This is a genomic window from Comamonas koreensis, from assembly GCF_014076495.1.
GTDB classification, from domain to species: Bacteria; Pseudomonadota; Gammaproteobacteria; order Burkholderiales; family Burkholderiaceae_C; genus Comamonas; species Comamonas squillarum.
Genome location: NZ_CP043575.1, coordinates 4,261,883 through 4,277,422 on the forward strand (window position 1 = coordinate 4,261,883; position 15,540 = coordinate 4,277,422).

Here is a 15,540-nt window from a genome sequence, read left to right on the forward strand (position 1 = left end):
CGTTCCATGAAAGGGTCCCTTGGTGTTTGGTGACAGCGGCTAAGAGTCGCTAACACGACCCAGCAAACCGAAGGTTTGCGATTGAGACTAGGCGTCCCCGACTAGGCGTCGAGCCGCAGGCAGTACAGTAGTACGACAAGGTTCGGCAACGACGTATCAAGGGTTGTGTTAGCGACTCTAAATCTGCACCGCGCGGCCGATGAACTGGATCGGCCCCGTCGGCTTGCCAATCGGCGATCCGCCTGCGGGCTCCAGGGTCAGCTCAAACAACTGGTTGGGCTGCAGTGGTGGCAGCTTGTCCACAGGCACCTCAATCGCTTCACCCGGTTTGACCAGGCCCAGCGACACCGGGGCGCTCCAGCCATCGGCCTTGGTCCAGAACTGCAGCGATTTCTCGGCCGGCACCACATCGGTACCCAGCGGCACCAGGCGCAGCCGGTCTGCCGCCTGGGCCTGCACCAGCCAGCCAGGGGCCTGGCTTTGCGGCGCGGCCAGCACCACAAAGTAGCGGGCGGGGCCAGGCGCCGGGGCGGGGCCCAGCACCAGCACACCGGCCAGCACGGCAGCAGCAGCAAAACCGCTGCCGGCCAGGCCACGCCACAGCGCCAGGCTGTCCCAATGCCACCAGCGGCGCGGCACTGCGGCGGCGGCGCGCTGCGGCTCGGCTGCGGGCCACAGGCTGGCGGTAATGCGCGGCCACAGGCCCGTGCTCGGCTCTTGCGGCGGGGCCAGAGTGGTCAAGGGTTGCAGGCGCTGCTCCCAGGCATCCACGGCGGCGCGCAGCGCAGCATCCTGCGGCAGGCGCTCTTCGATTGCGCGACGCTCTGCAGCATCCTGCGTGCCCAGCACATACTGGCCGGCCAGCGTCTGCAGGTCGTCCGGGCTGTCGCCATCGGGCGGCAATTGGTGGTTGGTATCGGCGCTCATTGCATGCATTCCCGCAGGGCGCGCAGGCCCCTCTGTATCCACGCTTTGACGGTTCCCAGCGGGGCCTGCACCCGCGCTGCAATCTCGCTGTGGCTGCAGCCATCTACATAGGCATGCAGCAGGCATTCACGGCGCTGCGGCTCCAGGCCTTCGAGGCACTGGCCCAGGCGGCCCAGCTGGGCCTGGCGGTCCAGGGCATCGCCCTCTTCCTGCCAGGCAGCCATCGCGGCGCTGGCCTCATAGGCAGCGGCGGTCGGCTCATCCAGTGTGCTTTCGCGGGCGCTGCTGCGCACCCGGTTCAATGCGGCATGCCGAACAATGCTATAGATCCAGCCTCTAGCCGCACCCCGCGCCGCATCAAAACTGTGCGCCTTGCTCCAGATCGCCACAAAGGCATCGTGCAGCACATCTTCGGCCGCTGCGCGGCTGCGCACAATGCGCATCGCCACCCCCAGCAGATAGCGCGACTCTTGCTCGTAAATACGCTGCAGCGCATGGCGGTCGCCACGCGCGCAAGCAGCTAGCGCCAAGGCATGGTCAAAATTGTCGTCGGTCACAGAAGCGGCAGGCGGCATGAAGGCAATCCACGAAGAAGGAAAGGGGAGGAAATCCTTCTTCGAGTGTAGCCGCTATAAAACAGAAACTTACATAGGCTTCCAGAAGATGTAGTCAGCTTGGTACTGCACCACCGTCTTTTGGCCCTTTTGTGCTGGCATGCAAGGCTTGTCAGCCGGTGCCACACCGCCCTTCAAGGCCACGCGCTGGATATGGCTCACACCCACCAAGGCACCGCTGCCCATCGCAGGGTTGGCCTTGACCAATTGGTAGGGCAGGTTGCCGGCACCCGATGGCGCTACTGCCAGCTGCGTTGCCGTCAGCTTGGAGCCGTCATTCGCTTCCCAGGTGGCAGGCGGGCCATAGTAGCGGCCCACCGTCTTGCCAGCGCGGTCCTTCAGCACCGCATCGGGGCCCACAAACACCCATTCGGTCTGGCCGGGGGCATTGGCCTTGTCGCGGCATTCGTAGGTGATGTCACCGCTACCCACTGTTTCCCAAGCCACTTTGTGGCCGGCTGGCACCTGGATGGTTGCTGGCAGCGAAGCCTGCGAAAAGGTCATTTCCTTTTTGTGCATCGAGCCGCAAGCGGTGAGCAGGCCGATGGAGGCCACTGCGGTGGCGATGGCGGCGATACGGGGTGCTGTGCGAGAGGTCAACATACGAGTTCTCCTAAGTGAGGGGGACAGAAGGACGAGAGTGAAAACAGCGCTAATTAATGTGCTGTTAGTGGTACTAGTCGCCAGTTGCTGGAATGGATGCAGTGGATGCAAAAATTTTTTTGCCCTGCCTGCATCGCCTCCCTGATCCTCTTCTTTACAAGCTTCGCTCTATTTGTTGAATCCACTGCGCCACCCGCTGCGTATTCCAAACAGCCGCAACGTTTTTCGGCTGAACATCCACACGCAAGGAGCATCTCATGGCCTCGATTCAAAGCACCCGCAAACTGGTCTCTTATGGCATGGCATTCATGGTCGCAAGCACATCAGTCGCTGCAATCGCCAAAGACGTGATGGTGGGAGGAGCGCCCATGCTGCCTACCAAGGACATCATCGACAACGCCGTCAACTCCAAGGACCACACCACCCTGGTGGCAGCAGTCAAGGCAGCAGGCCTGGTAGAGACCCTTAAGGGCCCAGGCCCCTTCACTGTGTTTGCCCCCACCAATGCCGCATTTGCAGCGCTGCCCGCCGGCACGGTAGACAACCTGCTCAAGCCTGAAAACAAGGCCATGCTGACTACCGTGCTGACCTACCACGTCGTCCCCGGCAAGTGGGATGCCGCAGCGATCAGCAAGATGATCAAGGACGGCGGAGGCATGGCCAGCATCAAGACCGTCAGCGGCGGCACCTTGGTGGCCAAGGCCCAAGGATCCAAGGTCATGCTGACGGACGAGAAAGGCGGCACCGCCACCGTCACCATCCCCGATGTCTACCAATCCAATGGCGTGATCCATGTGATCGACAAGGTGCTGCTGCCTAAATAAGGCTGGCATCTGCTGATGGGGCCGCAGCCGTTGCAGCGCATGCAGGGCTGCGGTAACCCAGACACCACCCCGCTGCAGGCCGCCGATAAGTGCCTGCGGCTTTGGCGTTGGCGTGCTCTGCCTGTGCAGGCTGGCGGCAAACAGATCGCCCCGCTGCGACAGATGCACCCACCACATCTACAGCAGCCCGCCATTTAGCCAAAACCCCGGCATAGCCATCCATTGCGCCTAAGGCGCAGGCAGCGCTCCTAGGCTGGAGTACAGTAAGCGCCATCTTGCGGCCTGGCAGCAGCCAGCGCCCACTCCCAGCAACCAGCTCTCCTGCCCACGCATGCCGATCTCCTTCACGCCCGTCAAGGCCGCCAACTCCCTCGCCGACCAAGTGGCCCAGGCGCTGGAGGCCAGTATTCGGCAAGGGCAAATGCAACCGGGCGACCGCCTGCCCACAGAGCTGTTGTTGGTGGCGCAGTTTGGCGTGAGCCGAACAGTGGTGCGCGAGGCCTTGTCCCGCCTCAAATCCAGCGGCCTGGTCGCCTCCCGCCAAGGCAGCGGCGTTTTTGTACAAGCGCCTAGGGCCGAACCGCTCGATCTGGAAAAAGGCCATGCCGCCTCACAAGAGGCCGTTATCCAAATCGTAGAAGTGCGCCGCGCGTTAGAGGCCGAAGTGGCAGAACTAGCGGCCGCCCGCCGCAGCACCGCCGATCTGCGCCGCATCCGCGCTGGCGTCAAGGCCCTTGCCAAAGCCGTGGCCGACGGCCAAGACGGCGTAGCCGAAGACGTCGCCCTGCACCGCGTCATCGCCCAGGCCTCCGGCAACCCCTTTCTGCTCAGTACCTTGGATTACCTGTCGCAGGTGCTGGCGGGCGCCACCCGCATCACGCGAGCTAATGAGGCGCGGCGGCAGGACTTTGCGGCTGCTGTGACGCAAGAGCATGCGCGGATTGTGGAGGCGATTGAGGCGGGGGACCCGGCGGCTGCGCGAGCGGCAGCGACTGCGCATATGAATAACGCGATTAACCGGATCCGGCAGGCGGATCCGGCGTTTTGGCGGCAGGATGGCGAGAGGTTGGCTCGGGTGTTGTTGAAAAAAATTTAGCGCATTGATAAATGCACAAACGTTGGAGCAGTGTTAATTTTTTCGATGTCCAATCTTCAAGCAACCTATATCCGAGAACGCATAAAACGCTTTACGCCCTGACTTCTAAGCGATCAAAGCCTTCCACTAACATCCATCCTGAATTAGGTTATCGTAGTAGTAAATTATAATTGATAGTACAAATATCAATTAATTAACATAATATCCCTTGCCATTCAAATACATTTCAGATGCTGATGAGAGTACAATTTTTCGTAATTTAGCATTATTACTTAATTTATCTCAAACCACTTCCCTTGAATTAAAAAGTATTTTAAGAGTTTCTTAAACATCTAACGAATATAATTCAAAGAAAATTTAATAATCGAACATTATTATGCCAAATCACTGGCAAGCCACGCATTAAAAATACGCTCTGCTTGCCATTCAGGAATTAGATCCACTTCCGAAAGAATTCCCGAATTTCTCAATTCATCAATGAAACTATCGGATCTCAGCTCCAAAACCAAAGACCCCCCTGACCAAATATGTTTTGCAGCACATGCAAAAGAGAATGACTCTTTCGTTCGACCTAGCTTATGCATTGCTTCCGCCACCCAGAATCTTAACCATCCAACGTTATGAAAGCTCGACATTTTCTTTGACATTTCTCGGCCACTAAGTTGATAGAATTTGAGAGCCATGGGCATATCATTATTCAAATAAAAACATCTACCTACATTACCATAAAATTCGGCTCCCTTACCACTTTCAACACTCAGTGCCTCAGTTACAGTGAGCCCTTCCAATAAATATTGCAACGCGGCCTCAACATCACCGTTATCACGTTGCGCGAGCGCAAGCGTATACCCAGGTGAGGATGGAGGCGAAAAATCAATATTTTTCAATAATTCAACAGACTCCTCTGCGAAGTAAATAGCTTTTTTGTAATCTTCATTTATCCATGCATCGAAAGCCAATATTTCATTCATATTGACCATGTCTGCACCACGTTTCCCAACAGACGCCACATAATTATCCATCAATGTCCGAACTTGTGCGTGCTCACCCATGTGAGATAGCTGATGACAGACATTACTGATTAGCTTTCGCAAGTCCTTTATCTCATCAACTGCAGTAAGCCATTCCACGCTAGCAAGAATCTTTTGACCTAACCTTACAAAATCCTCTATTAGACCAGCACGCTCCAATTCATCTCCGATGCGCAGCAGATCAGATACAGCCATATTCCAATCATTTTGATTGCATAACACCTCTATCTTGTGAATCCAAAGCTCCAATACCGAATTAGGAATTTGCTCTTTACCCAAAAGATTTGTAACGTAAGCAAGTTTTTTATTAAAGTATACAATTATCTGCGATATAAAGGTCTCACGATCCTTTTGCGGATACTCTCGACGAAGAAACTGTTTGACCAACGGATGTAAATCCACCAGCGTTTTATCATTGAGATCTCTGCGCTCTTGAATAATATTTAAATCTCTAAGTCTCTTGAGAAGCTTTGATAGCTTGTTGTATCTGAGACCCGTAACGTCTTCAAGGACATCTTCCGACTCCGGCCGTTCTAGCTCCGCGAATATTCGTAAGAATTTTTTCTGCTCATCCGAAAGAAGCTTATAAGTAGATCGGAGAATCATCGCGGGCACATCAGATTTTGAGGACTCTACTTCTTGAAGTATTGATGGAAGTTTCCGGTCATTGCTAAGGAGTTGGGCTGCAAGCATGGAAACATACAGAGGGTGCGCCTCAGTCAACCGCATTAGATCACTACACTCCTCATCAGAGAGTTGGTGGCCACCACTTTTGTTTGCAAAGAGCACTTTGACGGATGCTTCATCAAGTCCAGGTAAAGAAAAGCTAAAAAATCTACCATGTGCAACTTCAACTTTAGGCCGACAAGTCAGAATTATTTTCACCTGACACTTAGCATCGAGCAGACGATTGCAAATTCCTCCAATAACGCCTAAGGGTGCCTGCCCCTCGATATCGATATAGGTATCAATATTATCTAAAACTAGTGCAATTTTTCGATTCTGACTGTATTCAATTATTAGATCTGCAAGATTTATTGCAGACGCCTGGCTTAATGATTCCGCCAAAACCTTACCATTCGATATTCTCTCAATAAAAAGAGACAATGCGGTTTGCGCGGTGTTACTTTCCTCTCTACAATCCCGCCAATCTTTGAAATAATCATCGCTTAAATTCGATAAAAGTTTCGCAGCAAGCGCTGATTTACCAAGACCGCCTAGGCCTGTCAAACAAATTACTGTCGCCTTAGCCGCTGTTAATTTCTCTATTTCGCTCGTTCTTCCCACGAAATCATCTATCCGAGGAGTTGCATCTACACGACGCTCGCGAGGTATTCCAACAAGCTTTACCATTTCCTTTTCTCTTGGTGACAAAATTTCTTTTTCACTCACCACACATACGCTTTTATCCTCAACTTTTGGGACATCAGGAATCAGAACATCTGCCAACATTGGAAATACTTCATGGCAGTCAACATCACCATACAGCTGAACTCTCCCACGATCCATTCCGGGTCTCAAGCGTGTTAGCAATTTACTTTCAGCCATTTCTAAATGATGGAAATCATCTGACTTAAATGCCCAGAGAAATTCATGCTCAGATGCATCATCCATCACCACGCTTTCAATTGCGCTCCCTACAACATCATCCCAACCTCCATAAGCCACGACTAGAACTAAAGTCGTTCTGAATACTTCGGAAAGATAGTTTTTTAGCTGTGGTCTATTTTGTCGAAGTTGGTGAGGTGTATGTAATGTATCAGACCCTCGCCAGAAGCCATGCAAATGAATTACATTAACTCCTTCAGCTTCGGTTGCTGATGGGTTCCCGTCGCGATGATAGAAAGATGAGAAGCTCACCCCACCTGCTCTTTTTATTCCAATTTCTATAAGCGGGTCGAAATTAGTGGTGATTACTCTATTCCCAAACAATTCAGGCTTCAGCGCAAGTATTTTACCAATCGCGTTTACTGCTGGTGGCAAATACCAATGGGCGGGATCATATGATTCCGAATTATCGTGTAAATCTGGTCCAGAATAGGCCTCCAAAACTGATTGCTTAATTAGTAGATTTGCATGTCGTGCTCCACGCAATCCAAGAACATGCTCAAATGCCTCTTGGTAGGGATTGGAATCAGGCCTCTCCATCTTTTGCTTCAATGCTTCCAATGCCAAAGGATCCTGAGAAAATTCGCGTCTAATACGATCTATTACCCGTGACACATCGGATACGCCCTTTTTATTTCCATAGTCATAAGAAATAGGTGCTCCAACTATTAAAGTTATTTTTATATTTTCAGAAATAGCAAATTTAATTCGACTAATAAGATCATTTCGCTTAAACAAAACCATTACACCCTCGACTAATTTAAATGCAATTAAATTTAATGAATATTAAAATTGATTGAAATTCTCATTTACAAGTGCAAAACCACAGAAAATAGCAAACAGTTAAGGAGATTCTTCATATGAAAATTAATAATGTGTCGCACAGCCAATGTTGATGCAAAACAGTTGACGTCACATCAGTTGTAACATAATATGACAGATCACCGTTTATGCAAAGACTGCATTGAATTCATGGAGGTATTTCTACAACACAAGCCTGAGTTGGACATTTCAAATGTATGCACATCGCCAAATAACATCTGCCTTTGGGTATTATTTATACAATTGATTTTTTCAATATTGTATTCATAGATGTACCGTTACGAACACCGGTGGCAATATGCATTACTGATAAAAATGCGACCAGATTTGTTGTCTCGTACACTCAGATCAGCATCTAGGAGGTCTGCCTATAACGCTCTCACCCCAACAAGGCAAACTCTGACGCCCACCCCCGCCTCCGCAGCCGCAGAATTTGCCCATGCTCGCTGCTTCTGCATCTGCCAACGCCCCACCCGCTGACGTCATCACCCTGACCGACAAAGGTCTGTACTGCGCGGCTGGGGATTTTTTTATTGATGCCTGGAAGCCGGTACACCGCACTTTGGTCACCCACGGCCACTCGGACCATGCCCATGTGGGGATGGGCGAGTACTACTGCAGTACGACCAGCGAATCAATTTTGCGCTGGCGGCTCGGGGAGCAGAACATCCATGCGCTGCCGTTTGGGCAGACGATCACGATGGGGGAGGTGCAGGTATCGCTGCACCCGGCGGGGCATATCCTCGGCTCGGCCCAGGTGCGGGTGCAGCAGGGCAATGCGGTGTGGGTGTTCACGGGCGACTTCAAGCGCGAGCCTGACCCGACCTGCGAGGCGTTTGAGCTGCTGCGCTGCGATACCCTGATTTGCGAGGCGACCTTTGCCTACCCGGTGTACGCCTGGCCCACGATGGCCCATGAGGTGGAGCGCATAGAGCGCTGGGTGGCGCATTGCAAGGAGCAAGGCAAGGCGGCAGTGCTGTATGCCTACAGCCTGGGCAAGGCCCAGCGGGTGCTGGCGGGCTTGGCTGGCAAGCTGGATGCGCCCGTATTGCTGCATGGCGCGATGGCGCGCGGCACCGATATTTACCGGCAGGCAGGCATTGCGCTGGCCGCTACCGAGATGGTGGCCGATGTGCCCACCGATACCGATTTTGCTGGCCGCATGGTGCTGGCTCCACCTTCTGCGCAAGATTCCGCCTGGCTCAAGCGCTTTAAACAGGTGGAGCAGGGCTTTGCCTCGGGCTGGATGCTGCTGCGCGGCAACCGGCGGCGTCGCAATATGCAGCGCGGCTTTGTCATATCGGACCATGCCGATTGGCAGGAACTCGTCGACACGGTTACCGAGAGCGGCGCTCAGCGCGTGCTGGCTACCCATGGCAATACCGATGCGCTGATCCCCTACCTGCAGAGCCTGGGCATACAGGCAGAGCGCCTGCGTACCGCCTATGGCGATGAAGAGGAGGCGGCCGAATGAACCGCTTTGTGGCGCTGTACCAGTTGCTGGACGAGGCCTCGGGCACACGCGACCGCGAGCTCGCCCTGCAGCAGTACTTTGCCGGCGCCACTGCGGCCGAAGCGACCTGGGCCGTCTATGTGCTGAGCGGCGGCAAGGTCAACACCGGCAAGAACCGGCTGGCCACCACCACCGAGCTGCGCAGCTGGGTGAGCGAGCTGACCGCCCTGCCGCTGTGGCTGGTGGAAGAGAGCTACCGCCAGGTGGGCGATTTGGCGGAGACCTTGTCGCTCTTGGTGGCGGCCTGGCAAAAGCAAAGCGCCAACCACCCTGAGCTGGTGGCTGCGCCCGGCGCTGCCGTGGCCCCCGATGCTGATGCGCCCTGGCATGCCTCCTTGCTGGGCGCAACCTTCAAGCCTCCCGACAACGACAGCCGCCTGGACGAATGGACCGAGCAGTTTTTGCTGCCGCTAGTGGCCGCCGATACCGAGCAGCGCAAGCGCGCGATCCAACAAGCCTGGCAGCAGCTGGACACGCCTTCACGCCTGGTCTTCAACAAGCTGCTCACCGGATCGCTGCGCGCCGGCGTCAACAAGCGCAGCCTGCAAAACAGCCTGGCGCCCCTGGTGGGCATATCTGCCGCCGATATGGCCCACCGCATGGTGGGCGAATGGCTGCCCAGCGCCCAGGCCTATGAGGCCTTGATGGACCCGGACACCAGCGCGCAGCTGCTGGACAAGCCGTACCCCTTCTACCTCGCCTCCCCCTTGCCGCAAGAGCCAGACGCACTGGGCGACCCCAAGGACTGGCTGGCCGAGTGGAAGTGGGATGGCATACGGGTGCAGTTGGTGCGGCGCCAGGGCCATGCGCCGTATTTGTGGTCGCGCGGCGAGGAACGGCTGGATGGCCGCTTTCCCGAGCTGGAAGCCGCCGCCGCACTGTTGCCGCGCGATATGGTGCTGGATGGCGAACTGCTGGCCTGGGACTACGAGCAGAACAAGCCGCTGGGCTTTGTCGCGCTGCAAAGCCGTATCCAAAAACGCAAGCCTTCGCCCAAGCTTATGCAGACGGTGCCAGCGCGCATTCTGTTCTATGACTTGCTGGAATTTGAAGGCGAAGACCTGCGCGCCCAGCCGCTGCAGCAGCGCCGTGCCAGGCTGGAACAGGTGATCAACCAGGCCCAGCTGCCCGCACTGGGCCTGTCGCCCCAGTTGCCATTTGATGACTGGGAGGCACTGGCCCCGCTGCGCAACACCGCTGCGGAACGCAATGCCGAAGGCCTGATGCTCAAGGCGCTGGCCTCCCCCTACAAGGAAGGCCGGCGCCGCGGCGATTGGTGGAAGTGGAAGGTGGACCCGTTCAGCATTGATGCCGTACTGATCTATGCGCAAAGCGGCAGCGGCCGCCGCAGCACCTTGCATACCGACTACACCTTTGCCGTGTGGAGCGGCGATGCGCTGGTGCCTGTCGCCAAGGCCTACTCGGGCCTCACCGATGTGGAGATTTTGCGGTTGGACAAATGGATACGCAGCCACACGGTGGAGCGCTTTGGGCCGGTGCGCTCTGTCACGCCCAGCCTCGTGTTTGAGATTGCCTTTGAAGGCGTGAACCGCTCCACCCGCCACAAATCGGGCGTGGCGGTGCGGTTTCCGCGCATCTTGCGTTGGCGCGAGGACAAGACTGCGCAGGATGCCGACCAGCTAGGCGCCTTGCTGGAGTTGGCCGATGGCTGATCTGGACAACAGCACAGCCCCCAGCGGCCGCGCGATGCAGCGCGCGGCCAAGCGCTGGCGCGACTGGTTGAAGGAGCAGGACATAGGCGCGGCCGTCTTCCAGCAACAGGCCTGGCGCGCCTATGCCGAAGGGCACAGCGGTCTGATATCCGCCCCCACCGGCCGGGGCAAAACCTTGGCAGCGCTGGGGGGCCCGTTGATGCAGGCGATGGCCGAGGCCGAGACGTCCGAGGGCCGCGCAGCGCATGGCCCGCGCATGCTGTGGGTGACGCCATTGCGCGCGCTGGCTAGCGATACCCGCGAGCGCATCACCGGCCCGGTAGCAGCCGTGCTGCCCCATTGGCAAGTGGCGATGCGCACCGGCGACGCCACATCGCGCGACCAGCGGTTGACCGATACCGGCAAGGCGCAGCTGGTGGTGATAACGCCTGAGTCGCTTGCGCTGCTGCTGAGCCATGAGCGCAGCCGCGAGCAGTTCAGCCAGCTGCGCTGCATCGTGGTGGATGAGTGGCATGAGCTCTTGCCCAGCAAGCGCGGCGTGCTGCTGCAGCTGAACCTGGCGCGCATCCAGGCGCTGGCACCTGGCGCGCAGGTCTGGGGTTTGTCGGCGACGATTGGCAACCTGGCAGAGGCCAGCGATGTGCTGCTGAGCGCCTGGCAGGTGAAGGAGCCGGCGCTGGTCCAAGACATGCGGCCCAAGCCTTTTCATCTGCACAGCATCACGCCGCCGCTGGGCACGCGCATGCCCTGGGCGGGGCATTTGGGCCTGGCCAATTTGGGCGAGGTGGCCAAGCTGGTGTTCAGCGCGCCCAGCACGATTGTGTTTACCAACACCCGCGCGCAGGCCGAGCTGTGGCACACGGCGCTGGCGAGCATATGGCCGGAAGATGCCGAGACCTTGGCGATCCACCACGGTTCGCTGGACCAGGGCGTACGGCAGTCGGTGGAGCAGCGCCTGCGCGCTGGCACCCTGCGCTGCGTGGTGGCGACCAGCAGCCTGGATTTGGGCGTGGACTTCCCGGCAGTCGAGCGCGTGATCCAGATTGGCGGGGCACGGTCTGTGGCCCGCATGGTGCAGCGCGCCGGCCGTGCCAAGCACCGGCCTGGTGCTGCCGTGCATGTGGAAGCCGTTGCCACCCAGGCGATGGACCTGGCCGAGTTTGCCGCCGTGCGCGAGCTGGCCGAGGCCCAGGTGTATGAGCGGCGCGAGCCCCTGCGCCTGTGCTTTGATGTGCTGAGCCAGCATGCGATGAGCGCGGCGCTGGCGGGAGGATTCAGGCCGCCGGAGCTGTTGGCCGAGGTGCGGCGCACAGCGGCTTTTCGTGATCTGAGCGATGCGCAGTGGCAGTCCGTGCTGGCGTTTCTGGAGCATGGCAGCGATTCGCTCGTGCAGTACCCGCAGTACGAGCGCCTGCACTGTGCCGATGGCCTGTGCCAGCCAGCCAACACCGGCGTGGTGCGCATGCACCGCATGTCGATTGGCACGATCACCGCGCATGGGGCCGTCAATGTGCAGTACCTGCGCGGCGCGCGGCTGGGCTCGGTTGAAGAGGCGTTTATCGCGCGCCTGAACGCTGGCGATGTATTCAACTTTGCCGGACGCAGCCTGGTGCTGGTGCGGCTGGAGAACAACACCGCCTGGGTGCGCCGCAGTGCCCAGGTAGGCCTGCTGACGCCGGCCTGGGCCGGCTCGCTGATGCCGATGTCCTCATCCTTGGGTGAGCGCATGCAGCAGCTGCTGAGCACCGCCGCTACCAGCCCTGCCGCCGATGACGCGCCGCACGCCCGCGAGCTGCAATGGCTGCAGCCCTTGCTGCAGCTGCAAAGCCAGCGCTCGCTGGTGCCGGGTGCGGGCCAGCTGCTGATCGAGCAGGTGGGCAAAACACAAACAGTCCAGGCGGGCAAGACGGCGCCGCTGTTTGTCTATCCCTTTGCCGGCCGCGTGGCGCATGAGGGGCTGGCGGTGCTGATTGCCACGCGCCTGGCCCACATCCAGCCCAACACCTTTGCCTGGGCCTGCAATGAGATTGGGCTGATGATCCAGCCCACCTTGCCCATCGATGCGAATGCGGTGGACTGGTCAGAGATATTTCAACTCGACGGGCTGGATACCGATCTGCGCTCTGCCGTGAACTTCAGCGAGCTGGCACGCAAGCGCTTCAAGGAAATTGCACAGATTGCCGGCCTGGTGCAGTCCAAGGTGCCGGGCAAAAAGAGCCGCGCCAGCGACCGGCAATTGCAGGTCTCGGCCAGCCTGCTGTTTGATGTGCTGAGCAAGTATGACCCCGAGCACCTGCTGCTGCGCCAGGCCCGGCAAGAGGCGCTGGACCAGGAGCTGCACCTGCCAACGATGCAAAGGCTGCTGGCCAGCATTGCAGGGCGGCAGATCGCATTGCGCTTTCCGGCCAAACACACGCCGTTCTCGTTTGGGCTGTGGGCGGAGAGCTTTCGTGGCCAGCTCAGCAATGAGACCTGGCAGGACAAGGTGCGGCGCATGGCCGCGCAGCAAGAGCGCCAAAGCCTTGGCGACACCCACCCCCGACAGGCCGCCCACCCGGGCGCCCCGACCCAGGGAGCGGCCCGCCGCGCGCGCCGCTCCCGGCAACCAGAGGACCGTTCTTAATGGCAGGTACGCATTCCGCCCAGCTCTTCTCCCCAATTCAAGTCTCCCCCTCGCCCCAGGACCATGTTGCCGCCAGCATTGCCGGCATGGAGTTTTTGGTACTGGCAGAGCGGGCGCTGTTCTGGCCCCAGGAGAGCTTGCTGATCATTGCCGACCTGCACCTGGGCAAGAGCGATATCTTCCGGCGCCGGGGCGTGGCCGTGCCGCTGGAAGTGCAACGCCAAGACCTGCTGCGCCTGCACCAGGTCTTGCAGAAATGGCAGCCCCAGGAGCTGGTGATTCTGGGCGACTTTGTGCATGGCCGCTTTATTGGCGAAGACACCTTTCAGCTGTGGCAGAACCTGCGCCGCGCCAACCTCAAAACCCGATTTAGCCTGACACGTGGCAACCATGACCGCTTCTTGCAGACCGAAGCCCTGCTGCTCGATGACGTGCACACCCACCTGGTGCGCCACCAGGTGCTGATGAGCCATGAGCCCATGGGCCCGGGCGTGCACCACTTTGCGCTCAATATCCACGGCCATATCCACCCTGCCATGCGCGTGCCACAGCTGCGCAAGCGCCTGCCTTGCCTGGCCTACTCTGCGCCCTACCTGAACCTGCCGGCGTTTTCTGAGTTCACCGGCTCGGGGCCAATAGCCGTGCAGCCGCTGCATGCCTGGCTGTTTGCTGACGAGGGGCATGCACCGGTGGCGGTGTACTAGCGGCCCGGTTCGCTGCGGGGGCTGCGGCCGCCGGTGCCGCCCTTGGCGTTGTTCTGGTGTCTCGTTGTCACCTGGTTTTTCGCGTTCGCTCTGCGCCCTGTGCAGGCCTACCACCAAGCCAGGCGTGCCTTTGCGCAGATCGGCTGATGCGGTAAACCGCCAAGCTCGCACGGGTAGGACGGCATTTGGACTACAAGAATTTCAAGCCCCAAAAGCAGAATGAAAGCCTTATCTAACAAGGAATAGCAATGGTTACCACCACATACGTAGAAGACGACCGTGTCGTCGCTGGCGCCGTACCACGCGCTATCGCGGGCCACAGTGAAAGCGCGGTCTCCTGGGCCGCCATTTTTGCCGGTGCGCTGGCTGCAGCGGTGCTGTCGCTGCTGCTGTTCATGCTCGGCGTCGGGCTGGGCCTGTCGTCGGTCTCGGTCTGGTCCGGCCGGGGCGCCGATGGCGACACCATTGGCTGGGGCGCGGTGGCCTGGCTGGTGTTCACCCAGCTGGCATCCGCTGGTGTGGGTGGCTATATTGCAGGCCGCCTGCGCACCAAGTGGCAAGGGGTGCACACCGATGAGGTTTACTTCCGCGACACCGCCCACGGCTTTCTGGCCTGGGCACTGGCCACGATGCTGATGGTCGCAGTGGCCGGATCGCTGGCCGGTGCTGCCATCTCGGGCACGGCCAAGGCAGCCGGTGCGGTGGCCACCAGTGCTGCGCAAATCGTGGGCGGCGCCGCCAGCGGTGCGACCAGTGCCATCGGCGGAGCCGCGTCTGCTGCCATCACCGGCGCTGCCGGTGCCACCGTAGGCAAGGCCAGCGAATCGGGCTCGGACCTGAACTACTGGATCAACAGCCTGCTGCGCCAGGGTGGCCCTACCGAGCAGCAAAAGCAGGACATGAAGGACAGCGCGCAAAACGCCGCCCAGAAGGCCCGCTCCGCCGCCGATGACGCCAGCGAGATGAGCACCGTGTTTGTGCATTCGCTGCAAGCTGGCTCGCTGTCCAATGACGACCGCCAGTACCTGGGCCGCCTGGTGGCACAGCGCACCGACATGAGCCAGGAAGAGTCCGAGAAGAAGGTGCAAGCCACTTACGACCAGGTCAAGCAACAGATCGACAAGGCCAAGCAAGCTGCGCAGGACGCCGAAGTGAAGGCCAAGCAAGCGGCCGAGCAAGCCCGCAAGGCCACCGCCTACTCGCTGCTGTGGATGTTTGTGGTGCTGCTGATCGGGGCCTTTGTGGGCAGCCTGTCTGCCACCTTTGGCGGACGCCAGCGCGACGCGTAATTGACCATCGACCTGACCTGAACACAACCTTTGCCCACGGGCAAACCTAGAAAGGAACCACCATGCGATCCATCCTGCTGTGGCTGATTGGCGTACCAATCCCGATCATCATTTTGATTGCGCTGTTCTTCCACTAAGAGCAGCCCCCCAAGACACCCAGGCCGCCCACCAGCGGCCTTTTTTGCGCCCCACTGACACAGGAGGCGGGCGAGC

Annotated in this window: 11 protein-coding genes; 7 read left to right on the forward strand and 4 right to left on the reverse strand. The window is 58.4% G+C overall.

The features are described from left to right. Nucleotides 1–177: 177 nt before the first annotated feature. From F0Q04_RS19450 to F0Q04_RS19460, 3 genes are all read right to left on the reverse strand, one after another. A complete protein-coding gene (locus tag F0Q04_RS19450) occupies nt 178–927 on the reverse strand; it encodes an anti-sigma factor (protein ID WP_116925796.1) in 750 nt (249 codons plus the stop codon). After that, on the reverse strand, nt 924–1,502 hold the full coding sequence (locus F0Q04_RS19455; protein ID WP_116925984.1) for a sigma-70 family RNA polymerase sigma factor: 579 nt from the start codon (nt 1,500–1,502) through the stop codon (nt 924–926). Before F0Q04_RS19455 ends, F0Q04_RS19450 begins: the two co-directional genes overlap by 4 nt. A 69-nt stretch (nt 1,503–1,571) precedes the next feature. Beyond that, on the reverse strand, nt 1,572–2,144 hold the full coding sequence (locus F0Q04_RS19460) for a DUF3455 domain-containing protein (protein WP_182343005.1): 573 nt from the start codon (nt 2,142–2,144) through the stop codon (nt 1,572–1,574). A 257-nt stretch (nt 2,145–2,401) separates the two neighbouring features. On the opposite strand from F0Q04_RS19460, the gene F0Q04_RS19465 reads away from it, so the two are divergent. Both F0Q04_RS19465 and F0Q04_RS19470 read left to right on the forward strand, forming a co-directional pair. Next, nucleotides 2,402–2,968, forward strand: coding sequence for a fasciclin domain-containing protein (locus F0Q04_RS19465; RefSeq protein ID WP_182343006.1), 567 nt, complete (start codon nt 2,402–2,404; stop codon nt 2,966–2,968). 331 nt (nt 2,969–3,299) lie between these two features. Beyond that, nucleotides 3,300–4,064 (forward strand): FadR/GntR family transcriptional regulator, encoded by a 765-nt coding sequence (locus tag F0Q04_RS19470; protein ID WP_182343008.1) that lies wholly within the window; start codon nt 3,300–3,302, stop codon nt 4,062–4,064. A gap of 374 nt (nt 4,065–4,438) precedes the next feature. Here the strand turns inward: F0Q04_RS19470 and F0Q04_RS19475 are convergent, their stop codons facing one another. Further along, nucleotides 4,439–7,447, reverse strand: a complete 3,009-nt coding sequence (locus F0Q04_RS19475; protein WP_182343010.1) for an SIR2 family protein — start codon at nt 7,445–7,447, stop codon at nt 4,439–4,441. Nucleotides 7,448–7,964: 517 nt separating this feature from the next. On the opposite strand from F0Q04_RS19475, the gene F0Q04_RS19480 reads away from it, so the two are divergent. The 5 genes from F0Q04_RS19480 (at nt 7,965) to F0Q04_RS19500 (ending at nt 15,327) form a co-directional block, all read left to right on the forward strand. Next, the gene (locus tag F0Q04_RS19480) at nt 7,965–8,999 is read left to right on the forward strand and encodes a ligase-associated DNA damage response exonuclease (RefSeq protein ID WP_182343012.1); all 1,035 of its coding nucleotides are present in this window, start codon (nt 7,965–7,967) and stop codon (nt 8,997–8,999) included. Further along, complete coding sequence (locus tag F0Q04_RS19485) at nt 8,996–10,711, forward strand: ATP-dependent DNA ligase (RefSeq protein ID WP_182343014.1); 1,716 nt, start codon at nt 8,996–8,998, stop codon at nt 10,709–10,711. The genes F0Q04_RS19480 and F0Q04_RS19485 overlap by 4 nt, the downstream gene beginning before the upstream one ends. After that, a complete protein-coding gene (locus F0Q04_RS19490) occupies nt 10,704–13,334 on the forward strand; it encodes a ligase-associated DNA damage response DEXH box helicase (RefSeq protein ID WP_182343016.1) in 2,631 nt (876 codons plus the stop codon). The genes F0Q04_RS19485 and F0Q04_RS19490 overlap by 8 nt, the downstream gene beginning before the upstream one ends. Next, on the forward strand, nt 13,334–14,038 hold the full coding sequence (gene pdeM / locus F0Q04_RS19495; RefSeq protein WP_182343017.1) for a ligase-associated DNA damage response endonuclease PdeM: 705 nt from the start codon (nt 13,334–13,336) through the stop codon (nt 14,036–14,038). Before F0Q04_RS19490 ends, pdeM begins: the two co-directional genes overlap by 1 nt. A gap of 248 nt (nt 14,039–14,286) precedes the next feature. Then, on the forward strand, nt 14,287–15,327 hold the full coding sequence (locus F0Q04_RS19500; RefSeq protein WP_232539410.1) for a hypothetical protein: 1,041 nt from the start codon (nt 14,287–14,289) through the stop codon (nt 15,325–15,327). The last annotated feature ends 213 nt before the right edge of the window (nt 15,328–15,540 follow it).